Source organism: Pantoea sp. USMM079 (genome assembly GCF_037153115.1).
GTDB lineage: Bacteria > Pseudomonadota > Gammaproteobacteria > Enterobacterales > Enterobacteriaceae > Pantoea > Pantoea communis.
In genome coordinates, this window is the sequence record NZ_JBBCKX010000014.1 from 89,568 (window position 1) to 115,750 (window position 26,183).

The following is a 26,183-nucleotide window of genomic DNA, read 5'->3' on the forward strand; positions in this document are numbered from 1 at the left end:
CTCTCGCTCAGAATGACTCTCCGCTTAACCGGTCCAACAATCCGCTGCGACGCTGAGTGCGTAATTGCACCGCACGACGAAATACGCCTTCATCGCTGTAAAGGGTTAACTGTTTGCGCGCACGCGTAATGGCGGTGTAAATCAGTTCGCGGGTGAGTACCGGTAAAAACTGTGCCGGCATCACCAGCGCGGTATGGTCGAACTCCGATCCCTGCGATTTATGCACCGTCATCGACCAGGCCGTATCATGCGCCGGTAACCGGCTTGGCTGTACGGCTTTGATGCTGCCATCCGGCAACGGGAAGAAAACTTTCAGCAGCCCTTCATCATCAAACAGCGTAATGCCAATATCGCCGTTAAACAGCCCAAGCGCGCTGTCATTGCGAGTCACCATCACCGGACGGCCCTGATACCAGCGGCTCCCCCCCAGCGGACGACGAATCAGCTGCATCTGCATCAGTTTTTGCTCAATACGCTGATTTAATCCCTGCACGCCAAACGGCCCTTCGCGCAATGCGCACAGCAGCTGATAATGCCCAAATGCGTGCAGAATCTCTGCGGGCTGTGCTCGCTGGCTCACCAGCCGCAGGAATGGACGGTAGCCTTCCGCGATAGCATTCAGCATTGCCTGATAGGCCTCGCCATCATTGAGTGGCTGGCGTGATATATCGCTGAAGCCCGCGTTAAATGCGGCCTCAACCGCCTTTGGCTCACCGGCATTGACCGCAGCCGCCAGCTTGCCGATGCCCGAGTTAGCATCAAAGCGATAGCTCTTGCGTAGTAGGCAGATGGCGTCGCGCACGGCTGGCGCGCTGTCATCATCGTGGCCTTCAACCTGGCAACCGGTTAACGCACTCAGCTGGGCTGCACGCGCGACGCTGTATCCCGCTTCCGCACAGCGGCAAATATCGCCCAGTACCGCCCCGGCTTCTACTGACGCCAGCTGATCGCGGTCACCAAGAAAAATCACGCGCGCCTGGGGTGGCAGTGCGGCGATGAGATTGGCCATCATGCCCAAATCAACCATTGAGGCTTCATCCACCACCAGCACATCCAGATGCAGCAGGTTACCGGCGTGATAGCGCAAGCGCTGGGTTTCGGGCTGGGCACCGAGCAAACGGTGCAGCGTGGTAGCTTCCGCTGGGAAGCGTTGGCGCTCAGTGTCGCTGACCGGCAGTTTTTGCAGCGCTTTACCGAGCGATTCGGTTAAACGCGCCGCCGCTTTGCCGGTCGGGGCTGCCAGTTGAATGCGCAGTGCACCCTGGCTCAGGCGAATCAATGCCGCCAGCAATTTTGCCACGGTGGTGGTTTTCCCGGTGCCTGGGCCGCCGGAAATGACTGCTGTTTTCTGCGTTAGCGCCACCGCTGCCGCGATTTTTTGCCAGTCATCGGGTTCAGTACCAAACAGGTTATCCAGTACAGCACGCACCTCTCCATCAGGAAATGCCTGCGGAGCAGACTGCGCCTGAAAGAAACGCGCCACCTGCCCTTCATGGTGCCAGAGACGATGCAGATAAAGACGGCCTTCGGTCAGTACAATCGGTGCTGCCTGATCGTTGTTGCTGTTGCTCAGAGCAGGCCAGCCAGCCAGAATTTGCGTCCAGTCCTGCGGCTCGCCCGCCGCCAGCCAGATGGCCTGCGCCAGTTCAGGATGGCGGCCATTGAATAACCCTTCACGGCTCAGCTGTGACAGCGGTAAGCAGACGTGCCCCTCACCCGCTTCCGCGCTGAGACAGGCAGCCGCCAGGAGGCGTGCTGGCTGCGTGCCATCCGCCAGCAACAGGGCGAACTGAACATCCAGTGAGCGCAGCAAACGCAGCTCAACCGCCTGTTGAAGTAGCGCTGTAATGCCACTCATGCCGAGGCTCCCTGCCCGCGAAACAGGCTATCCAGTTGTGAAACAAAATCCAGAGTTGGCCGTGTGTGGAATACGCCGTTGGCCGGTGAAGTGCCATCCATGCCACGCAGGAACAGATAAAACACGCCGCCAAAGTGCTGCTCGTAGTCATAATCTGCCACGCGATGTTGAAGATAGCGATGTAGCGCCAGCGTGTAGAGCTGATATTGCAAATCATAGCGGTGGTCGATCATCGCCTGTCTCATCGCTGCTGGTGTATAAGCTTCGTGGCTGTCGCCCAGCCAGTTGGATTTGTAATCCAGCAGGTAATATTTGCCTTGCCAGCGGAACACCAGGTCAATGAAGCCTTTCAACATGCCCTGTACCTCACGAAAATCGAGCGGCGGCGCATCGGACGATAAAGCATCCTGACGGATCAGCGCATCCAGATCATTCGCGGTCAGCAAACCGTCAATCGGCAAGTAGAAGCCCATCTCCACGAGTCGATCGCTGGTCTGTACCTGACCGAGCTGTATCCCCTGATCGTTGAGCGGCGTACTCACTACGCGCGCAATCCAATCCGTCAGTATCGGTTGCCAGTATAATGGATACCCATTCTGCTGCAGATGTTGCTCCAGCAATGCGGCCGTGGGGGGATGTGGGAAATCGAGAGATTCGAACAGTTCATGCAGGAAAGTCCCCGGCGCGGCGCCGCGCGGGAAATGGTGCGGTGTCAGTGCAGCTTCAGCGATCTCTTCCTGCTGTTCTTCGCCTGCGGCTTCCAGATCGAAGCGTGGCATCACATCAAGTAGTCGCTGGCTACCGTGTTGCTGCAAGCCTGAGTAGCTGGTGACGCGCCAGGGTTCCACCAGCGTGCGGCTAACGGTGCGGGCAGCCAATGTGTCATGAGCGGGATCAGGCGCGTGCCAGCGTTCGGCTACCTGTTCCTGCACGTGCATCACCTCGGTACCCGCGACATTGTGCTGATTGAGTAAAGTTTCCAGCTGTGCCGCTGTCGCCGCTTCACCACGCTGCAAAAGATGGCCCAGTGCGCTTTTATGCAGATCGCTCTCGCCTTCTTTTTTGCGCGTGCCGCGAAACAGCGGTGCCACACCTACGCTACAGTGATACACCGAACGGGTAAGTGCCACGTACAGCAAGCGCAGGTCTTCGGCCAAACGCTCCTGCTCGGCCATCGCCAGGCTTGCGTCATCAGCCTGCAGATCCAGCACCGCTTCAAAGTTGTCGCGATCGTGATACAGCGCGGTATCCGCCTCGCGGAATCCGGCGGCGAACGGCAGCCACACCAGCGGATATTGCAGTCCTTTAGATTTATGGATAGTGACGATCTGCACCAAATGGCGATCGCTTTCCAGACGCAATTGCTGGCTGGACGACTGACTGTCCGGGCTGGCTATCTGCTGCGCCAGATAACGCACCAGCGCGTGCGGGCTGTCGAGCTGCGCCGCCGCCTCCTGCATCAGTTCACCCAGATGCAGCAAATCGGTCAGGCGGCGTTCGCCATTTTCTGAGGCGAGCAGGTTTTCCGCAAGCTGGCGTTCCTGTATCAGCTGGCGCAGCATCGGCAGTACACCGCGCTGCTGCCACAGCAATTGCCAGCGGGCAAAAGTCTCTACCAGCTCATCCCAGCCGCGCGCATCCTGATCCAATGCATCCAACTGTGCCGCATCGAAGGCAAACAGCGAGGTAGCGAGCGCCGTGCGCAGCATGCGCTCCTGTTCGGGTGCCAGCACCGCCTGCAGTAACCACAGCAACTCACGCGCTTCGGGCGTGGTGTAGACGCTGTCGCGGTTCGATAAATAGACCGAGGGAATGCCAAGCTGGTTAAGTGCTTCACGGATCAGATTGGCTTCGTTGCGGCTGCGCACCAGCACCGTGATATCCGATGCCTGCACCGGGCGTTGCGCGGCCGCTTTACCCAGCAGCGCACGCTGTTGCTGCCCCGCCTGTAACCAGTGGCTGATATCCGCGGCACACTGTCGCGCTAACGCCTGCTGATAATCGCCTACGCTGCACCCGTCGCCCGGCAGCAGCCAGAAACGCAGTGCCGCCTGATCCTGGTTATCCAGTGTGAGAGAAAGCGTCTGATTTGGCTCAGCGAAGTGCACCGGCAAGAAAGGGATAGCATCAAAGACAAAAGGCGCTTCGAGCCGATTGAACAGCTGATTGACGCTCTCCACCATTGCTGGCGAAGAGCGCCAGTTGGTGTCGAGGGTGTAATGCGCGCTCACTTCATTGCGCGCGCGGATATAGGTAAAGATGTCTGCGCCACGAAAGGCGTAAATGGCCTGTTTTGGATCGCCAATTAACAGCAATGCATGGTCAGGCTGATTACCGTACAGCGTACGGAAAATGCGATATTGCTGCGGATCGGTGTCCTGGAACTCATCAATTAACGCCACCGGGAAACGCTGACGAATCGCCTGCGCCAGCATTTCTCCTGCAGGCTGCTGCAGGGCATCATCCAGTCGGCTCAGGAGATCATCAAAACCCAGCAGCGCCTGCTGGCGTTTCTCTTTCCGTACGGCGGCGCGGATATCCACCAGCGCGCGCGCAATCAGCAAATCGCGTAGTGAAATGGGCTGAGTCAGAAACAGGTCGATGGTCGCAAACAGGGCATGGTGCGGAGGATGGCCTTTTTTGGTTTTCTCCTCCAGCACCCGTTGACCAAAGCGCGCCAGCTCTGCGGGCACCTGATAATCCAGGGTTTCACTCTGTGCCCAGAAACTGACTTTATTCACCCACACCGGCAGATTTTTACTGCTGTAGCTGCGTTTGTCCACGTCGGACTGCCCCACCAGCGTCAGCACCTCTTCACCCACCGCGCGCCACTCGGCTTTCATCGCGTTAATACGCGCCAGGTTTTCGTTGTGGCGCATCGTCAGCGTTTCGTCGTCAGCGGGCGCTAAACGCAGGTTAGGTGATTCGCCTTGCAGCCACGGCCGCAACGTCGCCAGCAATTGCTCCGGACCACTCCACTCACTGACAATCACGCGGGCAATATCCAGTGAGAGTGGATAACAGTGGCGACGCCAGAAATCGGCAGTGGCCTGACGCAGCAGCTGTTGTTCATCTTCAATCAACTGCTGTTCAAACAGCATGCCGGATTCAAAGGCGTTGAGATTGAGCATGCGCTGACAAAAGCCGTGGATGGTAAAGATCGCCGCTTCATCCATCTGCCGCTCTGCAGCCAGCAGTAGCGATGCCGCTTCTGCTGGCTGCGGCATCTCCAGTAGCAATTGCATCAGCATCGGATTGCGGCTGGTACCGCGAATGCAGGCCAGCCGCAGCTCATGGATGTTGGCACGGATACGTCCGCGCAACTCTGCGGTGGCCGCCTCGGTAAAGGTCACGACCAGAATTTCTTCGACCGACAGTGGTCGGGCATAGGCATGTTGCCCGCCCAGCCCCAACAAAAGCCGCAGATAAAGCAGCCCAATAGTGAAGGTTTTGCCGGTTCCAGCAGACGCCTCAATCAGCCGCTCGCCACGCAATGGCAGCGTCAGCGGATTGAGCGGTTCTGGCGGCTGAATCAGACTCATTGCGCGTCACTCTTAACCGGCAGGGATTGCTGTAGCTTCTCCACCTGATCCCAGGTCGTGAAGCCCGGCAGAGGTGCATAATCATCTTTGGTGGCGCCATCGTGGCTACCGCCAATCTGCGAAATCATCGCCATGCCCTGCTGTTCCAGCACCGCTTTATGGAAGAAATCGGCCACGCCCTGCGGCGTGAGCTTCTGAATCTGCTCGATGGCTTTTTCACGGGTATCGAAAGCAAAATTCTGCCGGTTGAAGTCACGGCTGTAGCGATTCGCTTCTTCATCAAGCGTTTGCGGGCGCTGTTTTAAGTCGTTGATCAGCGCCTGCTGATACTGGGCAAAATCTTCCGGTTTCATGTCGCGCAGGCGTTGCTCAGCCTGCGGATAGAACGCTTCAAAGCGCTGCATCAGATAGGCCGGCTGCTTGCTGTTGCTTTGCAGCAGGAAGCCAATCCCCCACTGGCGACCAATCGGCATCTGATACGAGAACACCGCATAGCCCAACTGTTCCTGAGTGCGCAGTTGGTTATAGAACCAGGGTTGGACAATCTGGCTCAACATGGTGCTGTTAGCCATGCTTTGATACTCGTCGTAACCCAGTGGTACGTAGAGCGCAGCCAGCGCAGAATCCGTGCTGCTTCCTGCGGTTTGCAGGTTGGCCTTCATGGCTTTATCGATCACCACGTAATCGCTGTGCCAGTAACTGTGGCCATCGCTGTGCAACTGCTGTTGCAGATCGGTGCCCAGCTGTTTAACGCGATCGGCGGAGAGGTTGCCCACCACCATCATTTCCGGCGTAGCGTTGCGCAGTAAGGCATCACGGTAATCCGTCACGTCTTTCAGCGTCAGATCTTTCACTAGCTTGCGGCGCGTCTCACGCTGGGTATACGGCAGCTGTGACAGCATCTGCATCGGTTGAATCGCCTGCTCGAAGGCTTTGCCCTTCTCGGCGGCTTCCAGTCGATCCAGATACCAGGATTTTGCCTGTTCCAGTTGCTGTGCGTCCGGCTGGAAGCTGGCATAGCCCTCAACCAGTTTTTTCAGTAACTCCGGCAGACGCTGGGTAAAACCACTGGCGCTGAACACAATGCCGTCATCTTCACCGGTAGAAAAACTGATCCCCCCCACTGACGCCTGCGAGTTCAACTCATCCAGCGCCACGCTTGAGAGATAATCATTCAGGCCAAATAACACCTGCTGACGCGCGTCGCTTATTGCCGCTTTGTTGCGCAGTGCCAGAGTAATGGCTGCCTTTGGTTCACTGGCGTAGAACTGGCTTGGCATCCAGTAGATGCGCATGCTGTCACCGTCGCTCAGCGCCACCGGATGCGTATACGTTTTGCCATCACCAGGCATAATGGAGAAATCAGAAGGGATATACGGATTCAGCGTCGGCATCGACAGTTGAATCTGCTTGCCGCGCTGCTGCCAGTCACTGAACTGTGTATCACTGATTTTATCGACCTGGTAAGGCGCATTGACAAAATAGGCTTCTTTGTTGTGCGGCTCATTAGGGCTGATATACCAGATGCGGGCATTTTGCGGTGTCATCTCATTCAGACGAGATTTGATTGCCGCAGGGTCAAAGTTATCCGCGAGATAAGGTGCATCCAATGTGTGATCCACCGGCACGCGCAGCATGGTATCCACTAACCATTCAATATAATCCATGTCACGGGTGATCGACGGATAGCGGAAATCCAGCGCCAGCACATGCGACACTTCATCGAAATAGCCCTTATCGATGCCTTTATTACGCAGCATGTCGAGGTAGCTAAAGATCGCCGCCACCACTTCATCACGCTGGGCCAGGCCTTTGTCGGTCAGGGAGACCGTGATAGCAAACACGCCGCTGTTGCGGTCTGTCATTGGGTCGGCACCGGCATTCACCCCGTCAGCCAGCCCCTGCTTTTGCAGCCAGTCGTTGAGGGTATTTTTACTGCGGTTGCCCAGGATGTAACTGATCAACGTATCGGTTTTGCTGCGGAACTGGTCGCTGTTGTTGGCGATGCGGAATTCAACTTTAAGCTGTTTTCGCGGTTGGGCAGGCACGTAGTGGATGATGATGCCTTTCTGCGCATCAGTCACCACCGGCACTTCGATTTTCGGTACGATGGCCTGATGGTTAGCCACTCGTCCAAACGTCTGGACCGCAATATCAGCCATCTCTGCTAGCGATTTGTTGCTGTATATCACCGCTTTCATCAGATTGGCGGAGTAGTGGCTGTGATAAAACTCGGTCAGCGCCTGATGCAAATTGCTGTCGGGCTTATCGCGCAGCGTATCAAGGTTACCGCCTGAGTAGCGGGAAGCTGGATGCGCTGGATTCAGAGTTTCCGCCCCGACCTGCGCCATACGCAGGCCGTCGCGCGAACGCGCCATAGTGAGCTCTGCATTAACTGCATGACGCTCACGATCAGCGTTGACCGGATCGAGCAAAGGCTCTGCAATGGCATCGGCCAGACGATCCACCGCCGGTTGCAGTGCATCGTTTTCCACTTCCAGATAGAACGCGGTGCGATAAGAAGCGGTACTGGCATTGTGACTGCCGCCGTGCTTTTTCAGGAATTCGGCCAGATTATCCGGTTGCGGATAGCGTTTTGAGCCCATCAACACCATATGTTCGGTATAGTGCGCCAGCCCTAGCTGCTGATTCGGATCGTCCAGCGAGCCGATAGGCAACGTCAGTGCGGCCAGTGATTTAGGCGCTTCTTTGTCAGACACCAGCAACACCGTCATACCGTTAGTTAGCGTGATGGCCTGATAACTGCGCGGATCGTGATCGCTTTTTCGAATCGTTTCATTGATGGGCTGCCAGCCGCGATCGCTATCGGCAAAGGCATTCAGCGCCAGCATGCTCAGCAGCAGCGCTCCCATCCAGCGTGCGTAAATCCGCATTTAAACCCCTTTCTTTACCCTTTACCGCTGGCTGTGTGCCCAGCGGCGCAATAGACAACTTTTTATGATTTTGGGAACACCCGCAAAAGCGGCGTTACCCAATTGCTATTCATCATCTTGATGCGCAAGGCGCACCGGTAAATACCACTGGCGAGCGGCGGCAACAATTACCTGCACCGCCTCATCATCCAGCGTACGGCTCAGGCGCTGCAGATAAGGATCGCTGCCTTCGCCCTCCACCTGAAAACCACCCTGCCAGGCTTGCAGCAATTTGTTCAATGCCTTTTTCTGCGTGGCGTCATCGTCCAGCAACTGGCCGGATTTTCGATCAAAACTGGCATCCAGCCACGCGCCACCCGATTTGTTCAGCAACATCAACGGTTCCGTCATCCCCGCCTGATAAGCCGTCACGTATTCGTTCAACAGTGACAGCGCAGACTCAGCGTCGATGGCTTTAAAACGCCAGCGGCTTTGTTTGCGCCCGTACATGCGGCTTTCACCTGTGCCGCCCAACGCGCAGTACACCAGATGCTCCAGCCACAATAGCAGACCATCGTTCATGTTCAGCACACCCGGACGCCAGCGTAACAGTCCATCAGCTTGCACCTGGGTTAACCAACCGGTCAACTGCACCCCATTCAGCGGCAGATTGATTTCCCAACTCTCTGCGGGCTGACGCTGTCCACTCACTTCCGCAGCCACTTCCTGCATCTCTTCGGTCTGGCTCTGCCAGAAAAGTTCCCCAAAAGCACCATAAGGCAGATTGCCCGCAGCGCGATGACGCGCATAAAGCTGCGCAGGATCCTCACCGTTGACCAGGGTATTCAGTAGCTGCGCATTGATTTGATAACGCTCCAGACTATCCGGGGCAAACGGCTCGCTGTCCGGCAATTCGCTCTCTTCCATCCAGAAAGCCACGCCCAGCCGCTGCTGGAACCAGGCCCGTACCGGATGACGCCAGAAGCGCAGCAATTGCTCAAGCGAGAGCGTTTCCAGCGGCAGTGGCGGCAACCGTTGCACAAAGTCTGGCTGTGCCACGCCACTGTCGGTAGCAGCAGGCAACCACTCTGCGGCGAAGCTCTGGCCGTAAGCGTCAGGGCGGAAGTTCTCCGCTGCAAAGGGCATGCGGCTGTGGAGCTTCTGTAAATGCTCACGTACACGCTGCTCGCTGACGTCGGGTTCGCACGCTTCATCGCCTGGCAGACAAAAACTCTGACCAAGATAATCCACCAACTCTGTCACCAGCACGGAGGGATAACGCTCGGTGTTGTCCTGAATCGCGCGGCCGATATAGCTGATGTAGAGCTGATGCTGTGCCGAAATCAGGGCTTCAAGGAACAGATAGCGGTCATCATCACGGCGGCTACGATCGCCTTTGCGTGCCTGCTGCTGCATCAGGTCAAAACCGAGCGGCGCCAGCGTGCGTGGATAGACGCCATCGTTCATCCCCAGCAAGCAGACGACTTTGAACGGAATCGAACGCATTGGCATCAGGGTACAGAAGTTTATCGGCCCGGCCAGGAAGCGCTGACTGATACGCTGCTGATCGAGGCGCGAGCGCAACTCATCACGCAGTAAGGTGACGGGAATCGGTTGCTGATAATCAGCCTGCGTGCCCTGCTCAATAATCTGTTTCCACTGGGTTTCAACCAGCAGTAATGCTGCGTCGCTTTCGGCATCGCCGTTGAAGAAGTTCTCAATCAGCTCGCGGCACAGCGGCAACCACTCCGGTAGCGTACGCTCGCCGGTCAGTCGGGTGCGCCACGACTCTAAGCGAGAGAGCAATTCGGCCAGATGCCCGGCCAGTTCGGCAATCAATCCGCTGGATTCGTCGTAAGGCAGAATGCCCTGCCAGTCACCGTTGCGGCTTTCCAGCGCGTAACCGAGTAGCATGCGCTGCAGGCCGAAGCGCCAGGTATGTTGACCGGTGGCAGGCAGTGCCAATGCTTCGACGCTGGCATCATCCAGCCCCCAGCGAATACCGGATTCCATCACCCAACGGCGCAGCAGGCGCAAACCGCTTTCATCCACCGAGAAGCGCTGCGCCAGCGCAGGCACTTCGAGCAGTGCCAGCACTTCTTCGGAAGCAAAGCGGCTGTCTGGCAGCGCCAGCAAGCTTAATAAGGCCAGAATCGCCGGATGTGCCTGGCTGGCGCGGCGATCCGAGATGGCAAACGGCAGATAACGATCCGCAGGCGCACTGGCAAACGCCGCCTGAATGAAGGGCGCGTAGCTATCGATATCCGCCACCATCACGATGATGTCGCGCGGTTTGAGATCTGGATCGGCCTCCATCAGCGCCAGCAGATGATCCTGTAACACTTCCACTTCACGCTGAGCGCTATGACATACCTGCAGCGTGATGGTGCGATCATCAGGGTCGAGCACCCGTTTTTTGTGGCTGTTACCCAGTTCATCGGCGTGCAAACCGATCACGGCGTGGTCATCCAGGTTGAGCAGGTCGGCTTGCAGACTGTGTAGCAGGCTGTCCTGCGGCATCTCAACAAAGGCATCAATATCGTTAGCGGCGGATTCCATCTGACTCAGCAGAAACAGATTATCGCGCCCCAGTTTGCCCCACGAGGCCAATAACGGATTGGTGAGTTGTTGCTCGCCGAGTTCATTGAACAGCGTCGGCGCTGCTTCGGGATCGCGGAACAGCGGCTGTGCTTCTTCAGACTGCATGCGGCGACGTTTGCGGCTCTGCAATTTGGCAAGGAAAGCGTAATCCTGAATATCGCCCCAGTAGTGGCGGCAGGGGTTGGTGAACAGCAGGTGAATATCGATATGGCGGCCAAGCGCTTCCAGCGCCTGCAAATACACCGGCGGCAGCGCGGAGATACCACAAATAAACACGCGCTGCGGCAATTCCGCCGGTGGCGTTTTGGCCTGCTCCAGCGCATGGATAAAGCGCGCATACAGGTTGGCACGGTGCCACATCGGCTGGCCCAATTGTTCAGTGAACGCCACCAGATCGCGCCACAGCGGTGCCTGCCACTGCTGGGCATCGCTCAAGCCGTCGATGAGTTCTCCGCGCTCCCAACTGTTGAGCCAGTCAGATCGATACACCAGATACTGGTCAAACAGATCGGCCACGCGGGCGCTGAGCTGATAAAGCTTGCGCTTGTCATCGTCATCATTGAGGTAGTGACGCAACGGCTGAAAGGCCTCCTGCTCCAGCAAGGTGGGCAAGCGATGCATCAATTTCCAGCTCATGCTGGCTTTAGTGAAAGCGCTCTCCTCTGGAATGCCGGGCAGCACTTTGACAAACATGTTCCAGATAAAGGTCGCAGGGAGCGGAAAGTCGATATTCGCTGCAATACCAAAACTGTTTGCCAGTTCCATCTGCAGCCACTGCGCCATGCCGGGGCTTTGCACCAGCACCTGTTCGGCCGCGAACGCATCGTTCAGCGGCTGGTTTTCAATCAGAATACCTGCCAGATTTTTCAACAGATCAAGCTGATTGGAGTGGTAAACCCGGAACATAAATCTCCTTGAGAGGGAAAACAGCGCAGCCTGGTCACTCTACCCTGTATCGCTAACGATGCCTATCGCCGAGGTCACCTTAGTGACAATTGAGCTGAGCCAGGCTGGCACTGCGCTGTTGCGAGCCCGTCACCGTGATACGCTCCAGCACGCATCCTATGCCCACACTCTGCTGCTGACGATCGATCTGCCAGCCCACCACCTCACGCCCCAGCAAGGCTTGTCCGGCAACCTGCCACGCCTGGCGCTGCTGCCACTGTTGACTAAACCCTAAGGCCAGCGCTCGATGGTATTGCATCAGCGTACTAATGGTCATCGCCAGCAGCAGCATCGCCACCAGCGTTTCTGCCAGGCTAAAGCCCTGCTGATCCTTCCTGCGGCTGGCAGTGCTCAGGTTTAGACAATGGACAGTAGTCAATCCAGCCGTGCGCCTGGGGATGCAGCCGTTGGTTGCGTGGCGAGACCCATTGCCAGAGGCGGAGTTCACTCTTTTCATCCTGACCCGATAACAGCGCATTGCCCTCCTCCGTATGTAATAAACAGCTTAACCACTGGTGTACGGGCTGTTGCTGACATTGCCAGCCGGACGCCTCTGGCCAACTCTGCATCAGTCCCCATTGCAGCGCAGCCTGTGCCTGCGCAAAATCTTTATGGTGCTGCTGCGTATCGGCCACCAGCACCATATCCTGTGACAACTGCGTGCGTGTGGCATGCAGCGTCAGGCTGCCGAGCAGTAACAGCATCAGCACCATGCCCAGCGTGCTGTTGCCGTGCTGGCTCATAAGTTTCGTCCTTCAATCCAGTGCTCCACCTGCAGGCTTTGTGTACCCGATCGCCCCGTCAGATGGAGCATTAATCGGGTGCCTTGCCGCACCACGCTAAAATGTTCGATGGTGAGGAAAGCGGGATCGGTTAGGCGTTCCCAACCGTTGCCGTTGCAGTTATCCACCGCGCGCTGCATTTCCAGCTGCCCGCTGCGCAACCGATAGCCGTAAAAGTCGCTGTCACTGCTGCCCACATCTTCCCAGCGCCCATTGCTGTTTTCATCCCAGCGCAGCAGCACACAGCTGCCACTCGCAGCCAGAGTCAGTGCGGGGCCAGTACATTGCCCACGACAGTATCCCGCGCGCTGTAACGCTTTTTGCAGCGTATGAGAAAGCTGCTGTAGCTCCTGCTGCAATTGCACGCGCTGCTGCAGGCGCAGATTTTGCTCCAGCAGCAGCGGCAAAAATCGGCCCACACTCACCATCAATATCGCGCCTACTGCCAGAGCAATCAGCATTTCCAGCAGGCTGAAACCGGCCTCCGCTACTCGCACCCTTTTTCTCCGGTCTGGCAGGCGCGAATACGTGCTCGCGCAGAGATAATCACCCGCCAGCGACCGGCCGCGCTTTCAATCTCAATGCTGCCAGGGCGCGCCACGTCACGCCGTCCAAAGAAACCCGGCTCGCCGATGATGGCACTGAAGCGTACCCCGGCATGCGGCGGTGCTAGCCACCAGCGTGAAGGCAGTTCACAGCCCTCCGCCGGTTTTACACCTACGCCCAAACAGCCGCGTTCGCCGGGAATCAGCCACAAATTGAGATCGCTGTTATGCCCGTTCGCATGGGCGCGCAGCCGTAACAGAAACCCCTGCAGCTGCAGCACGCTATCGCGCAGTTGTTGATGCTGCTGCCAGCGCTGCCAACTGTGCAGGGCGCCGAGGCTGAGTATGCCGGCGATCACCATCACCAGTAGCAGCTCCAGCAGGGTGAAACCGAGGTTTGCGTGTTTGTTCATGGCAGCCAATGTGCGCTTCAATCGAACAGGCAACAAGGCATCAAGCGGCAGGATGGAAAGCGTCGCGCAGGCTGTTTTTTGCGCGGTACAGGCAGAGACAAATTTTTGCGAGGCGGATACAGATAACAGAGATAAAAAAGCCCCGCACAGTGGCAGGGCTTCAGCGTGATGACGCGTGCGTTTACACCGCAACCGGCGCTTTAATGGCCGGATGCGGGTCGTAACCCTCAATCTCAAAATCTTCAAAGTTGTAATCGAAGATAGAAGCAGGTTTACGTTTGATCACCAGTTTCGGCAGCGGGCGTGGCTCGCGCGTCAGCTGCAGCTGTGCCTGCTCCAGATGATTGCTGTACAGATGCGTGTCGCCACCGGTCCAGACAAAATCACCCACTTCCAGATCGCACTGCTGCGCCACCATATGCACCAGCAGCGCATAGCTGGCGATATTGAACGGCAGACCAAGGAAGATATCGCACGAGCGCTGATAAAGCTGGCAAGAGAGCTTGCCGTTTGCCACGTAGAACTGGAAGAAGGCATGACAAGGTGCCAGCGCCATCTGATCCAGCTCGCCCACGTTCCATGCCGATACGATGATGCGGCGTGAATCGGGATCGCGCTTCAACTGCTCAATCACTTTGCTAATCTGGTCGATCTCTTCGCCTGACGCACTGCCCCAGCTGCGCCATTGCTTACCGTAGACCGGTCCTAAATCGCCATTCTCATCCGCCCACTCGTCCCAAATCGTCACCTTGTTATCTTTCAGGTAGCTGATATTGGTTTCGCCTTTCAGGAACCACAGCAGTTCATGAATGATCGAACGCAGGTGCACCTTCTTGGTGGTGACCAGTGGAAAACCATCCTGCAAATTGAAACGCATCTGGTGGCCGAAAATCGACAGGGTGCCTGTACCGGTACGGTCGGCTTTCTCTGCGCCTTCATTCAGCACATGTTGCATTAAATCCAGATACTGTTTCATTTTACCTCACGAGTTTGTTGCTGCGGACGACGACGAAACGCCCAGATCATCATAATCACACCGGCCAGAATCATTGGGATCGAGAGAATCTGCCCCATGCTGATGCCGCCTTCAAACAGGCCCAGTTGGGCATCCGGCTGGCGGAAGAATTCGACGATGATGCGGAAAGCGCCATAGCCAATCAGGAACAGGCCAGAGACGCTGCCCATCGGGCGCGGCTTGCGAATAAACAGGTTGAGGATGATGAACAGCACGATACCTTCGAGGAACAGCTCATACAGCTGCGAAGGATGACGCGGCAACACACCGTAAGTGCTCAGCAACTGCTGATACTGCGGATTGTTGGCCGCCAGCGCGATATCTTCACTGCGCGAACCCGGGAACAGCATGGCGAATTTGAAGTTGGGATCGACACGCCCCCACAGCTCGCCGTTGATGAAGTTACCGAGACGACCGGCGCCCAAACCAAATGGAATCAGTGGTGCAATGAAATCAGATACCTGGAAGAAAGTGCGTTTAGTACGACGCGCAAACACCAGCATCACCACAATCACCCCAATCAAGCCACCGTGGAACGACATACCGCCATCCCAGACTTTGAACAGATAGAGTGGATTATCGAGGAACAGCGGCAGGTTATAGAACAGCACGTAGCCGATACGGCCACCGAGGAACACGCCGAGGAAGCCCGCATACAGCAGGTTTTCCACTTCTTCTTTTTTCCAGCCGCTGCCGGGTTTATTGGCACGGCGCACCGCCAGCCACATAGCAAATACAAAGCCCACCAGATACATCAAACCGTACCAGTGAAGCGAAATCGGTCCGATGGAGAAAATTACCGGATCGAATTGGGGAAACGAAATGTAGCCGTTAGTCATCTTTCACCATCGTTTTTTCTGCCCTGAAACGGGTCTGGCTAAGGGGTCATACCATAAAAGGCTGCGCATGATAGCACAGCCGCTTTTCACAATTGCCGCGGAAATGTAAACGCCGTTAACGGCCGCCGCGAATCAAACCGCCCAGGCCACGTCGTTCCATAAACGCGGACACCAGATGGCGCACTTCTGAAGCGGTATGGGCCGCCACACCATTTTCACTGAGCTTCTGCGTTTCCTCGTGATCGAGGTGACGCAACAGATACTTCACGCGCGGAATGTTTTTACCGTTCATGCTGAGGTGGTGATAACCCATGCCCACCAGCAGCGCCACGCACATCGGATCGCCGGCCATTTCACCACACAGGCAGAGTTCCAGTTTGGCCTGACGGGCTTCGTGGGCAATGCTCTGCAGCGCGCGCAGCATCGCCGGATGCAGCGGATCGTAAAGGTTCGCCACACGCGTGTTATTACGGTCTACCGCCAGCAGATACTGCGTCAGGTCGTTGGTGCCCACCGAAATAAAGTCCACGCGATCCGCCAGATGCGGGATCATAAACAGCATGGACGGCACTTCGATCATCACGCCAATACGCGGTTTCGGGATCACATAGCCCAGCATCTCTTCCACTTCACGACCGGCGCGATCGATCAGACGACGCGCATCGTCGATCTCATCGATATGGCTGATCATCGGCAGCAGAATGCTGAGATTGCCGGAGGCCACGTTGGCACGCAGCATGGCACGTACCTGCACCAGGAAAATTTCTGGCTGATCGAGCGTCAGACGAATGCCGCGCCAGCCGAGGCAAGGATTTTCTTCACTGATCGGCATGTAAGGCAGCTGTTTATCGGCGCCGACATCCAGCGTACGCAACGTCACCGGCTTATCGTAGAACAGTTGCAGCATGCCTTGATATTGCGCGACCTGCTCCTCTTCCGACGGGAATCCGTTGTGCAGCATAAATGGAATTTCTGTGCGGTACAGGCCGATGCCATCCACCCAGTTATCCAGCTTCTGCTCATGCTCAGGGCTCAGGCCCGCATTCAGCATCACCTGCACCCGTTCGCCGCTTTTCAGCTCGCCGGGCTGCTCCACCACACCTTCAGCCATTTTGCTCAGCGCATTTTCTTCGCTGATCAAACGCTGATACTCCTGCACCAGCACGGGTTCAGGATCGATTAACAACTCGCCGCGATAGCCATCGACAATCAGCAGGCGTTTGTTGAGCTGCGCAGGGATGATATCCGCACCCATGACGGTGGGAATGCCCATCGCGCGCGTCAGAATAGCCGCGTGGGAATTGGCCGCACCGTCGCGTACCACCACACCGGCTAAACGCTCCGGTGGCAGCTCTGCCAGCGTGGTCGCGGTGAGTTCATCCGCCACCAGCACGAAGCGTTCAGGCCAGGCATTGGTGCCGACCAGCGTATCGTCGAGATGGAATAGCAGACGTTGTCCGAGCACGCGCAAATCGCCCGCACGCTCGCGTAAATATTGATCCTGCAGGCTGGCAAACTGTTCGGCGAACTTCTCGATCACCGTTTTCACCGCCCACTCGGCAACCGATCCGCGATCAATCTCGGCAAACAGATCTTTTTTCAAACGGGCATCGGTTAACAGGTGCGAGTAGAGATCAAAGATCGCCGCACTCTCTTTCTGCACGCTGGCGGTAAAGCGTTTGCTGAAGCGGCGAAATTCATTGCCCGCCTCGCCCATTGCCAGCACCAGACGCTCGCGTTCACGCTGCACATCCAGCGTGGAGGCCGCAGAGACTTGATCCAGCAAGGGCTGGGTTTCATCAACCCAACCGGGCGCGACCGCCACGCCAGGTGCCGCCGCGATGGCTTTCACCCGCGTCTGACGGAACTGACCAAACAGTTGGCCGAGCTGTGATTGCGATAACAAGCCCGCCATCTGCGTGGCCAGCGTCACCAGGAAGGATTCTTCGCTTTCGTCGAACTGACGATGTTCGCGCTGCTGAACCACTAGCACGCCAAGCAGTTGGCGACGGCTGATGATCGGCACGCCAAGGAAAGAGCGATAACGCTCTTCTTTAACAGAAGGAATGTATTTGAAGCTGGGATGGCTTTGCGCGTCGGCAAGGTTGATCGGCTCGGCTAAACGTCCGACGAGCCCGACAATACCTTCATCAAACGCCAGCGTGACAGTGCGACCGCGCGGCTTTTTCAGCCCGCGCGTCGCCATCAGGTAGTAGCAACGACGATCGTGATCTGCGAGATAAACCGAGCAGACCTCGGTTTCCATCGCAAGGCAAATTTCGTTTACCAGAATGTCGAGTGCTTCATTCAGACGCGGAGCACTCGCCACTTTCTCTACTATTTCGCGCAACTGAGTGAGCATAAAGGGCGTGGCCTATCCTCTTTTACGTCGATGAGCGGCATTGTTATTACGCTGCCCCGCACTCTCCTGCATAGACATCACCACGCCAGCGAATTCTTTCATCACGCGGCGATAGACATCGCGCTTAAAAGAGACGACCTGACGCACCGGATACCAAAAGCTGACCCAGCGCCAACCATCAAACTCCGGCGTGCTGCTGTGTTGCACATTGATCTCCGCGTCACTACACATCAACTGCAGAAGAAACCACTTTTGTTTCTGGCCGATACACACCGGCTTTGTGTCCCAACGCACCAAACGTTTTGGCAACTTGTAACGTAACCAGTTACGGGTTGAAGCAAGTATTCGAACATCTTTGCGGTGTAAACCCACTTCTTCGAACAGTTCGCGATACATCGCCTGTTCAGCGGTTTCACCCGGATTGATGCCTCCCTGAGGAAATTGCCAGGAGTGCTGTCCAAAGCGCCTGGCCCATAACACTTGTCCTTGCCTGTTACAGATTACGATACCAACATTCGGGCGGTAGCCATCATCATCGATCACTGGACTACCTCAAAGCTAAATTTGAATAGCCTGATTGTTTCACACTCCTTACAGGCGGTAAACCACTGGATATCCGGGGCGATAGCCGAATAAAAACAGGATAACTCACAGAGTTTAGCCAAGTTATAAACAGCGGAGCGGTTTTCAGGGCGATCTTATTCACCTTTTCTGTGGATAGCTTTGTGCAGAACACGGGAATGAGTTGAATAACCACTTCGGAAAATTCTCATAAGGCAGACTAAGAATAGCACTAAAAACACCATTAATCATAGTGATAGGAAAAAATCACAGTGTTGTTTCAACGAGGATCACTTTCTAATTATCCTCAGGTTCCATTCGCTGCTCAAAGATCCACCACCGTCGCTTTTATCCACAGATAATGCCCTAAACCTGGTCAAAGAAAGGAAAAAAAGCGTTCAAATCGCTAAAGTCAAGGCTGTAAATCGAAACAGGGGTGCTCTGTGAGGGGGGTTATCCCACCATTCTGTGGATAAGTAGTCTGGAGATCCTGTTCATTGTCGATAACAAACTGGGATAACCTTGCCATAGCATCCACAACCGTCCGGCAATGCAAATAAAAAAGCACGCTTAATCATGCTATTATCACGGTTATTCACGCTGCGCGCATGTGGAAAACTCGTCCCCGCCAGCGCTGTACATCCTTTAACCAATATGAGTTTTGCCATGAATTCCCCCGTTTTATTGCCGCCGCCACCACAAGATGAAGCGGAATTACTGCAACGTGCACAACAGCTGGCAGGCCAGACGTTTGCCGCACTGGCAGCTCAGCTGGGTTTGCCGGTGCCAGCCGATTTGAGGCGGGATAAGGGCTGGGTTGGCATGCTGATTGAGCTGCACCTTGGTGCCAGCGCGGGCAGCAAAGCGGAACAGGATTTCGCCCATCTCGGTATCGAACTCAAGACCATCCCCGTGGATGCGCTGGGCAAACCGTTGGAAACCACCTTTGTCTGCGTTGCGCCTCTGACCGGCAACAGCGGCGTAACCTGGGAGACCAGCCATGTGCGCCACAAGCTGGCTCGCGTTTTGTGGATCCCGATTGAGGGTGACCGTGCTTTGCCCCTCGCGGATCGTCGAGTGGGATCGCCGCTGTTATGGCAACCGAGCGAAGAAGAAGATCAGCAGTTGCGTGAAGACTGGGAAGAGTTGATGGATATGATCGTGCTGGGCCAGGTGGAACGTATTACCGCCCGTCACGGCGCCTGGCTGCAGATTCGCCCGAAAGCGGCCAACAGCAAAGCGCTGACGGAAGCCATCGGTGAGCATGGAGAGCCTATAATGACGCTACCGCGCGGTTTTTATCTCAAGAAAAGCTTCACCGGACCGCTGCTGGCACGCCATTTTCTACTGTAAATGACTCGACTCCTTACACGACTGGTTCGGTTCCCCTGATGGGGCCTTTTTTTGGTGCAGCCATGCGGCAAGTACGCGAATCCCCGGGAGCATACATAAGTAAGTGACTGGGGTGAACGTGAGCAACCAAGGCAGCTGCAAGCCGAAACAGGACGTGTATAATCGCCGTTTAATTTTCGTTTAGGATTGAATGATTCATGTTTGACTGGATTGCTGATCCCAATGCCTGGCTGGCACTGGGAACATTGACCATTCTGGAAGTGGTTTTGGGTATCGACAACATTATCTTCCTGTCGCTGGTTGTCGCTAAGTTGCCGAAACACCAGCAAAACAAAGCTCGCCGCCTCGGTTTAATGGGTGCCATGCTGATGCGACTGGGTCTGCTGGCGTCCATTGCCTGGGTAGTCCGTCTCACCAATCCGCTGTTTACCCTGATGGATCACAGCTTCTCTGCGCGCGACCTGATCCTGCTGTTTGGTGGTCTGTTCCTGCTGTGGAAATCCAGCATGGAGATTCATGAAACCATCGAAGGCGCCGAAGGTGAGCACCAAACCAACGTCCACTCCTTCTTCGGCGCGATCGTTCAGATCATGTTGCTGGACATTATTTTCAGCCTCGATTCGGTGATCACCGCTGTCGGCTTGTCCGATCATCTGTTCATCATGATGGCTGCCGTGGTCATAGCGGTGCTGATGATGATGTTTGCCGCACGCGCCATTGGTGAATTTGTTGAGCGTCATCCATCGGTGAAAATGCTGGCGCTGGCATTCCTGATTCTGGTCGGCTTTACCCTGATTCTGGAGAGTTTCGGTATCCATGTACCAAAAGGTTACATTTATTTTGCCATGTTCTTCTCCATGGCCGTGGAGTGCCTGAACCTGATGCGCAGCAAGAAAAGCGCGGCTTAACGATGTCAAGGGCGAGCGCATCTCGCCCTTTAATTTTAGGAATGATGCGATTACGTCAGCCAGCGAAAGCATTTATTACTACACTTTTGCAGTTGAAGTAGGTTGAGGGAGATAAGAATGAAAGGGTTGGTGAGTGTCGTGGGTATTATGCTGGTCGCGCTGACGTTGAGTGGTTGCAGCAGTGATTACGTGATGGCGACCAAAGATGGCCGTATGATTAAAACTGATGGCAAACCGTCCATCGATAAAGAGACAGGTTTGGTGCAGTACACTGACGATCAAGGTCATGTGATGCAGATCAATGGTGACGAGGTCTCCACCATCATTGAGCGTTAAGTGCCAAATTCGATTGCCTGCACGATTTTTTCCCCAGTGCAGGCGATTTCCCGAACTTTCCCCCCTTCCTTCCGCGCCGCTTCACAGGATATAGTCCCAGAGGACACAACATTCCCTTTCATAATGAAAAAAGGAAGCCGGCAATGCATTATCACCGCATCCCCCACAGTACGCTGGAAGTCAGCCAACTGGGGTTAGGAACCATGACGTTTGGTGAGCAAAACAGCGAAGCCGACGCCCACGCGCAACTCGATTACGCGATTAGCAGTGGCATCAACCTGATTGATACCGCTGAAATGTATCCGGTGCCGCCGCGCCCGGAAACCCAGGGATTAACCGAACAGTACATTGGCAGCTGGCTGAAGAAGCGCGGCAGCCGTGACAAGATCATTCTGGCCAGCAAAATTGCCGGTCCGGTGCGCGGCGCAGATGCGTCGATTCGCCCTAACCAGGCGCTGGATCGCAAAAACATTCGCGAAGCGCTGGATGCCAGTCTGAAACGTCTGAACACCGACTATCTCGATCTCTACCAGCTGCACTGGCCGCAACGTCAAACCAACTACTTCGGCAAACTGGGCTACCAGTACAGCGAAACCACCGCCAACGTGACGCTGCTGGAAACGCTGGAAGCCCTGAATGAGCAGGTGCGCGCAGGTAAGATTCGCTACATCGGCGTGTCTAACGAAACCGCATGGGGCGTGATGCGCTATCTGCAGCTGGCTGAGAAGCACGAGTTGCCGCGTATTGTGACCATTCAGAACCCGTACAGCCTGCTGAACCGCAGCTTTGAAGTTGGCCTGGCGGAAATCAGCCAGCACGAAGGCGTTGAACTGCTGGCCTACTCAAGCCTGGCGTTTGGTACTTTGAGCGGCAAATATCTGAATGGTGCGAAACCAGCCGGTGCGCGTAACACCCTATTCAGCCGCTTCACCCGCTACAGCGGTGAGCAGTCGAATCAGGCGATTGCCGCTTACGTGGATTTGGCGAAGAAGCACAACCTGGATCCGTCACAGATGGCACTGGCTTACGTGCGTCAGCAGCCATTTGTCGCCAGTACCCTGCTGGGCGCGACGACGCTGGAACAGCTGAAGATTAACGTGGAGAGTTTCAACCTGACGCTGAATGCCGATGTGTTAGAGGAACTGGAAGCGATTCATCGTCAGTATACTTACCCGGCACCCTAACGGGATGTCATCGTTGCGGCGCAACGGTTTGCATCGCAACGACCTGCAGCATTGATGGCCTGGTGGCTAAGACTTTGGCCCGATGTGCCTGGATGCACACCCTACAGGCGTATGACGCAGTTTTTGATTGTGCACACCCGAATGCGCGCATTTCGGATCTATGGTCGCCATTGCTGGCGACCTGGTTTTTCAACGCACCGCCTTAACGGCGCGATTTCCACCACAGCAACGCAATCGCCACAGCAAAAATCCCACCGAACCCGATACCGGTTGCCACTGCAGGTGCACCCAACTTAACAGCGATGGTGTACAGCGCCAGCATCACCAACATCGCGATGTTTTCACCGAAGTTCTGCACGGCAATCGCATTACCCGCGCCCACCGACTCTTTGCCGCGCTCCTGCAACAGCGCATTAAGCGGCACCACGAAGAAGCCACCGAGCGCACCCAACACCATCAGTACCAGATAGGCATTCAGCAAGCTGGTTTGCAGTGAGAACACCACCACCATCACGCCAATTAATATCCCGGCGGGCATGCAGCGGCGCACGGTTTGCAGCGTCACCAGTTTCGCCGCCGCGGCAGCGCCAATCACAATCCCGATCGCCACCATGGCATTTAACGTGGTCGGCGTTTTATTGTCGGTGATACCGAGCGCCACGGGCACCCACAGCACCAGCAGGAAACGCAGCGTCACGCCTGCGCCCCAGAACATGCTGGTGCCGAGCAGGGAAAAACGCGTCTCGCCGTTACGCCACAACAGCAAAGCGGAATCTTTGAAACTGCGGAACATGGCACCAAACTGCCAGCTCTGACCCGGTCGTGCCGCCAACAGCTTAGGAATAAAGATATTCGCCACCACTGCCAACGCGTAAGTGAGTGCACACACAATCAGTGCGGCCAGTAGATTCCAGTCCGCCAGAATACCGCCCGCCACTGAACCCAACAGGATGGCAGCAATGGTAGAGGACTCCATCAGACCGTTGGCCTTCACCAGTCGTTCACCGCTAGTGATCTCGGTGAGGATGCCGTACTTAGCAGGCGAGTAGGATGCCGCACCAATACCCACCAGCGTATAGCCAAGGAATGGATTGAAGCCAAAACAGATAATCAGTGCGCCCAGCAGCTTGAGGCTGTTGGCGAACATCATCACCCGGCCTTTGGCAAAGCTGTCAGCCATCTGCCCGACAAACGGTGCCAGAAGAATGTAAGTGGCCACAAACATCATCTGCAGAATCGGCTGGCTCCAGTCGGGATAGAGCTGACTTTTCAGCACCGCCAGCGTGGCAAACAGCAGCGCGTTATCGCCAAACGCGGAGAAAAACTGCGCCACAATCACCGCCATCATATTGCGTGACAGTAACGGTGAATCGGGATTAACCGCCTGACTCATGCTTGATCCTCTTCGGCCAGCTGTTTCAGGCTGACGTAGTCTGGTTTACCGCTACCCAGCAGCGGCAGCTGTTTCATAAAGCGAATGTCACGCGGCACAGCCAGTTCTGGCGCACCGATATCGCGGGCGGCTTTAAGCAGTTGCTCACGCCCCAGTTCGCTGTCAGTAGTGAACAACACTAAGGCTTCACCGCGATGACCGTCAGGGCGCAGTGACGCGGCATGCTGCTTCTCGCCCGAGGCTTTCAAAGCGATCTGTTCGACGCTTTCCAGTGACACCATCTCACCGGCAATTTTGGCGAAGCGTTTGGCACGGCCCTGAATCTGACAGAAGCCACCTTCATCGAAGCTAACAATGTCGCCGGTATCGTACCAACCGGCTTCCATCTCGCCTTCACCGTTATCGGCTACTGGCTTCTCCAGCACGCCAGGATTCTCGACGCGCAGATAACCGTTCATGATGTTCGGACCACGCAGTTGCAGACGACCGCCCTGCTCAATACCCGGCACGGAGATCAAACGTGAATCCATGCCCGGCAGGATACGGCCCACGGTGTGGGTTTTCGCCGCCATCGGCACGTTGATTGCCACCACTGGTGCACACTCGGTCACGCCGTAGCCTTCAAGAATACGAATGCCGTACTTCTCGGCGTAGATTTGGCGCGTGCCTTCCTGCAACTTCTCTGCACCCGCTACCACATAGCGCAGGCGTGCAAAATCATACGGGCTGGCAAAGCGCGCATAGTTGCCGAGGAAAGTCGAGGTGCCAAACAGCACGGTGCAGTTACGGTCATACACCAGCTCCGGCACGATGCGGTAATGCAGCGGGCTCGGATAGAGGAACACCTGTGCGCCGGTTAGCAGCGGCGTAAACAAGCCGACCGTGAGGCCGAAAGCATGGAATAGCGGCAGCGCCGACATAAAGCGATCGCGCGGGGTGAAATCCGCCACGGTGCGAATCTGTTCAACGTTAGCCAGCAGGCTTTTGTGCGAGTGCACCACGCCTTTGGGATTGCCTTCCGAACCCGAAGTGAACAGCACCATCGCGGCATCTTCCGGCTGCTGCCTGACCTGTGCGCGACGCGGCATCAGCAAGTGAGCCAGAATCCACAACTTGTCTTTCAGTGTGACCGTATCTTTCAGGTCTTCGAGGTAGATCCACTGGACTTCCGTTAAGCCCTGCGGCAGGTGCTCCAGGTTGCCTTTCTCAAGGAACTGGCGCGAGGTGAACACGGTTTTGACCTGCGAAGCGGTGAGCGCTGCACGCATGCCGTTGACGCCCGCGGTGTAGTTGAGCATCGCCGGGATACGCCCGCGCATTGACGCCCCGAGGATTGCCGCCGCCGTGACGGTGGCATTCGGCAGCAGCAGACCAACGTATTCCCCCTGCTGGCTGTAGCGCTCAAGAATTCGACCGACGCCGAGCGATTTTTTCAGCAGCCCGGTGTAGCTGTCCGGCTTGAAGTTGATGTCTTCGATGCAAGGTTTAGTCAGGCCATAACGCTGGCGCGCATTGAGGAACGCTTCAAAGAGCGTTTCCCGTGGACGCACCGCCATACGCGCTTCCATCATCACATGATGTAAGTGCTCACCCGCCAATACGCGACGATCGCGCGCGCGTTTGGCTTCCGGCATCGGGATGACGGTGGACGGTAAGACGCTTAAGGTGATGCGCGGGAACAGGCGGCGTTTGAATACGCCCGCCAGACGACCAAACGGCGTATATTCCGCGCCTTCAATGCGCATGGGCACCACGGTCGCACCCGATTTCGCCGCGACAAAGCCCGCACCGCTGTAGATTTTCATCAGCGATCCGGTCACGGTGATACGCCCTTCCGGGAAGATCACCACCGGACGCCCCTCATTGATCATGCGCACCAGATGTTTGATCGACATCGGTTTAGTGGGATCGAGCGGCACGAAGTCGATAATCGGCTTCAGGAGCCGCATAAACCATTGATCGCTGATCGAGGAGTAGACGGCGAACACCGGTTTAATCGGCAAAAACAGCGCCACCAAAATGCCATCAAGGAATGACATATGGTTAGGGGTGATCAGCACTTTTTCTTTGTGCAGTGCGGTGAGATCGCCACGCAGTTCCACCCGCCATAACAGGCGAAACAGGAAACGCAGAACAGTGAAAAGCATGCCAGCTCCTTAGCAGCGGTAAAATATGGCGCTTACCTTGCAATATCTGGCGATTTTCGACAAGTGCTGCGGTGATTTATGGTGAGGAATTGAGGTGGGTGTGGTGTGTAGTCTGTAAAAATTTACCGTTGGGGGGCTGATAATTGTGAAATGCTGCTCAATGTTAATGCCGTCAGGGCTGCACTGGCGAAGCTGGTGATGAAGCAGATTGTGATGAGAAAACGGTGATATCGAAGACTGGGGAGAGAAACCGGTGATACGCAGTCTGGGGAGAGAAACCGGTGATAACGCAGTCTGGAGTCGCTTTGGGTCTGGCGTCCTCACGCCGCTGACGCGGTACCCTCACGCCATTCGCCTGCCTGACGGAACGGCGGGGGATGGCACATCCATGTGCCGCCCCGCCTTTCGCCCGCGTCCTTGTATCTTGAATCCTGCAGTAGGTGATGGTTAGCTACCTTCACCTGAAACAGGGTGAATCTGACGCGTCCATTAAGGTAAGACCTTGTCCCGCAGCTTAGCTCCCCTG

General features: G+C 56.1%; 18 protein-coding genes. 4 read left to right on the forward strand and 14 right to left on the reverse strand.

Going from position 1 to position 26,183, the window contains the following annotated elements:
• Nucleotides 1-7 precede the first annotated feature (7 nt).
• The 12 genes from recD to rppH form a co-directional block, all read right to left on the reverse strand.
• The gene (recD, locus tag WFP70_RS17640; protein WP_337023949.1) at nucleotides 8-1,858 is read right to left on the reverse strand and encodes an exodeoxyribonuclease V subunit alpha; all 1,851 of its coding nucleotides are present in this window, start codon (nucleotides 1,856-1,858) and stop codon (nucleotides 8-10) included.
• Nucleotides 1,855-5,400: an exodeoxyribonuclease V subunit beta gene (recB, locus tag WFP70_RS17645; RefSeq protein ID WP_337023950.1), complete on the reverse strand. Its 3,546-nt coding sequence runs from the start codon at nucleotides 5,398-5,400 to the stop codon at nucleotides 1,855-1,857. The genes recD and recB overlap by 4 nt, the downstream gene beginning before the upstream one ends.
• Nucleotides 5,397-8,294, reverse strand: a complete 2,898-nt coding sequence (ptrA, locus tag WFP70_RS17650; RefSeq protein WP_337023951.1) for a pitrilysin — start codon at nucleotides 8,292-8,294, stop codon at nucleotides 5,397-5,399. Before ptrA ends, recB begins: the two co-directional genes overlap by 4 nt.
• A 105-nt stretch (nucleotides 8,295-8,399) precedes the next feature.
• Nucleotides 8,400-11,780 (reverse strand): exodeoxyribonuclease V subunit gamma, encoded by a 3,381-nt coding sequence (gene recC / locus WFP70_RS17655; protein ID WP_337023952.1) that lies wholly within the window; start codon nucleotides 11,778-11,780, stop codon nucleotides 8,400-8,402.
• Nucleotides 11,781-11,859: 79 nt separating this feature from the next.
• On the reverse strand, nucleotides 11,860-12,198 hold the full coding sequence (locus WFP70_RS17660) for a prepilin-type N-terminal cleavage/methylation domain-containing protein (RefSeq protein ID WP_337023953.1): 339 nt from the start codon (nucleotides 12,196-12,198) through the stop codon (nucleotides 11,860-11,862).
• Nucleotides 12,134-12,562: a DUF2509 family protein gene (locus WFP70_RS17665; RefSeq protein WP_337023954.1), complete on the reverse strand. Its 429-nt coding sequence runs from the start codon at nucleotides 12,560-12,562 to the stop codon at nucleotides 12,134-12,136. Before WFP70_RS17665 ends, WFP70_RS17660 begins: the two co-directional genes overlap by 65 nt.
• Entirely contained in the window at nucleotides 12,559-13,098 is a 540-nt protein-coding gene (locus tag WFP70_RS17670; protein WP_097117991.1) for a prepilin peptidase-dependent protein, read from the reverse strand. The genes WFP70_RS17665 and WFP70_RS17670 overlap by 4 nt, the downstream gene beginning before the upstream one ends.
• Complete coding sequence (locus WFP70_RS17675; RefSeq protein WP_337023955.1) at nucleotides 13,089-13,559, reverse strand: prepilin-type N-terminal cleavage/methylation domain-containing protein; 471 nt, start codon at nucleotides 13,557-13,559, stop codon at nucleotides 13,089-13,091. Before WFP70_RS17675 ends, WFP70_RS17670 begins: the two co-directional genes overlap by 10 nt.
• Nucleotides 13,560-13,740: 181 nt before the next feature.
• Nucleotides 13,741-14,535: a thymidylate synthase gene (gene thyA / locus WFP70_RS17680; protein WP_045816400.1), complete on the reverse strand. Its 795-nt coding sequence runs from the start codon at nucleotides 14,533-14,535 to the stop codon at nucleotides 13,741-13,743.
• A complete protein-coding gene (gene lgt, locus WFP70_RS17685) occupies nucleotides 14,532-15,413 on the reverse strand; it encodes a prolipoprotein diacylglyceryl transferase (RefSeq protein ID WP_034823111.1) in 882 nt (293 codons plus the stop codon). The genes thyA and lgt overlap by 4 nt, the downstream gene beginning before the upstream one ends.
• Before the next feature lie 115 nt (nucleotides 15,414-15,528).
• Nucleotides 15,529-17,775 carry a phosphoenolpyruvate--protein phosphotransferase gene (gene ptsP / locus WFP70_RS17690; protein ID WP_038645088.1) on the reverse strand — a complete coding sequence of 749 codons (2,247 nt, stop codon included), beginning with the start codon at nucleotides 17,773-17,775 and terminating at the stop codon, nucleotides 15,529-15,531.
• 12 nt (nucleotides 17,776-17,787) lie between these two features.
• Nucleotides 17,788-18,318, reverse strand: a complete 531-nt coding sequence (rppH, locus tag WFP70_RS17695) for an RNA pyrophosphohydrolase (protein ID WP_034823115.1) — start codon at nucleotides 18,316-18,318, stop codon at nucleotides 17,788-17,790.
• Nucleotides 18,319-19,002: 684 nt separating this feature from the next.
• Here rppH and mutH point away from each other — a divergent pair.
• The 4 genes from mutH to WFP70_RS17715 all read left to right on the forward strand — a co-directional run bounded on the left by mutH (nucleotide 19,003) and on the right by WFP70_RS17715 (nucleotide 22,117).
• Entirely contained in the window at nucleotides 19,003-19,689 is a 687-nt protein-coding gene (mutH, locus tag WFP70_RS17700) for a DNA mismatch repair endonuclease MutH (RefSeq protein WP_034823117.1), read from the forward strand.
• A gap of 197 nt (nucleotides 19,690-19,886) precedes the next feature.
• The gene (locus WFP70_RS17705; RefSeq protein WP_337023956.1) at nucleotides 19,887-20,597 is read left to right on the forward strand and encodes a TerC family protein; all 711 of its coding nucleotides are present in this window, start codon (nucleotides 19,887-19,889) and stop codon (nucleotides 20,595-20,597) included.
• A gap of 117 nt (nucleotides 20,598-20,714) precedes the next feature.
• On the forward strand, nucleotides 20,715-20,933 hold the full coding sequence (locus WFP70_RS17710) for a YgdI/YgdR family lipoprotein (RefSeq protein WP_034823127.1): 219 nt from the start codon (nucleotides 20,715-20,717) through the stop codon (nucleotides 20,931-20,933).
• A 143-nt stretch (nucleotides 20,934-21,076) separates the two neighbouring features.
• Nucleotides 21,077-22,117 (forward strand): NADP(H)-dependent aldo-keto reductase, encoded by a 1,041-nt coding sequence (locus WFP70_RS17715; RefSeq protein ID WP_034823131.1) that lies wholly within the window; start codon nucleotides 21,077-21,079, stop codon nucleotides 22,115-22,117.
• 202 nt (nucleotides 22,118-22,319) lie between these two features.
• Here the strand turns inward: WFP70_RS17715 and lplT are convergent, their stop codons facing one another.
• Both lplT and aas read right to left on the reverse strand, forming a co-directional pair.
• Nucleotides 22,320-23,510, reverse strand: a complete 1,191-nt coding sequence (lplT, locus tag WFP70_RS17720) for a lysophospholipid transporter LplT (RefSeq protein WP_337023957.1) — start codon at nucleotides 23,508-23,510, stop codon at nucleotides 22,320-22,322.
• The gene (gene aas / locus WFP70_RS17725) at nucleotides 23,507-25,657 is read right to left on the reverse strand and encodes a bifunctional acyl-ACP--phospholipid O-acyltransferase/long-chain-fatty-acid--ACP ligase (protein ID WP_337023958.1); all 2,151 of its coding nucleotides are present in this window, start codon (nucleotides 25,655-25,657) and stop codon (nucleotides 23,507-23,509) included. Before aas ends, lplT begins: the two co-directional genes overlap by 4 nt.
• Between the last annotated feature and the right edge of the window lie 526 nt (nucleotides 25,658-26,183).

Bases quoted from the DNA above. Each gene is read 5' to 3' on its own strand.
- recD (WP_337023949.1), bottom strand. From the start codon at position 1,858: ATGAGTGGCATTACAGCGCTACTTCAACAGGCGGTTGAGCTGCGTTTG.
- recB (WP_337023950.1), bottom strand. From the start codon at position 5,400: ATGAGTCTGATTCAGCCGCCAGAACCGCTCAATCCGCTGACGCTGCCA.
- ptrA (WP_337023951.1), bottom strand. From the start codon at position 8,294: ATGCGGATTTACGCACGCTGGATGGGAGCGCTGCTGCTGAGCATGCTG.
- recC (WP_337023952.1), bottom strand. From the start codon at position 11,780: ATGTTCCGGGTTTACCACTCCAATCAGCTTGATCTGTTGAAAAATCTG.
- WFP70_RS17665 (WP_337023954.1), bottom strand. From the start codon at position 12,562: ATGAGCCAGCACGGCAACAGCACGCTGGGCATGGTGCTGATGCTGTTA.
- WFP70_RS17675 (WP_337023955.1), bottom strand. From the start codon at position 13,559: ATGAACAAACACGCAAACCTCGGTTTCACCCTGCTGGAGCTGCTACTG.
- thyA (WP_045816400.1), bottom strand. From the start codon at position 14,535: ATGAAACAGTATCTGGATTTAATGCAACATGTGCTGAATGAAGGCGCA.
- lgt (WP_034823111.1), bottom strand. From the start codon at position 15,413: ATGACTAACGGCTACATTTCGTTTCCCCAATTCGATCCGGTAATTTTC.
- ptsP (WP_038645088.1), bottom strand. From the start codon at position 17,775: ATGCTCACTCAGTTGCGCGAAATAGTAGAGAAAGTGGCGAGTGCTCCG.
- mutH (WP_034823117.1), top strand. From the start codon at position 19,003: ATGAATTCCCCCGTTTTATTGCCGCCGCCACCACAAGATGAAGCGGAA.
- WFP70_RS17705 (WP_337023956.1), top strand. From the start codon at position 19,887: ATGTTTGACTGGATTGCTGATCCCAATGCCTGGCTGGCACTGGGAACA.
- WFP70_RS17710 (WP_034823127.1), top strand. From the start codon at position 20,715: ATGAAAGGGTTGGTGAGTGTCGTGGGTATTATGCTGGTCGCGCTGACG.
- WFP70_RS17715 (WP_034823131.1), top strand. From the start codon at position 21,077: ATGCATTATCACCGCATCCCCCACAGTACGCTGGAAGTCAGCCAACTG.
- lplT (WP_337023957.1), bottom strand. From the start codon at position 23,510: ATGAGTCAGGCGGTTAATCCCGATTCACCGTTACTGTCACGCAATATG.
- aas (WP_337023958.1), bottom strand. From the start codon at position 25,657: ATGCTTTTCACTGTTCTGCGTTTCCTGTTTCGCCTGTTATGGCGGGTG.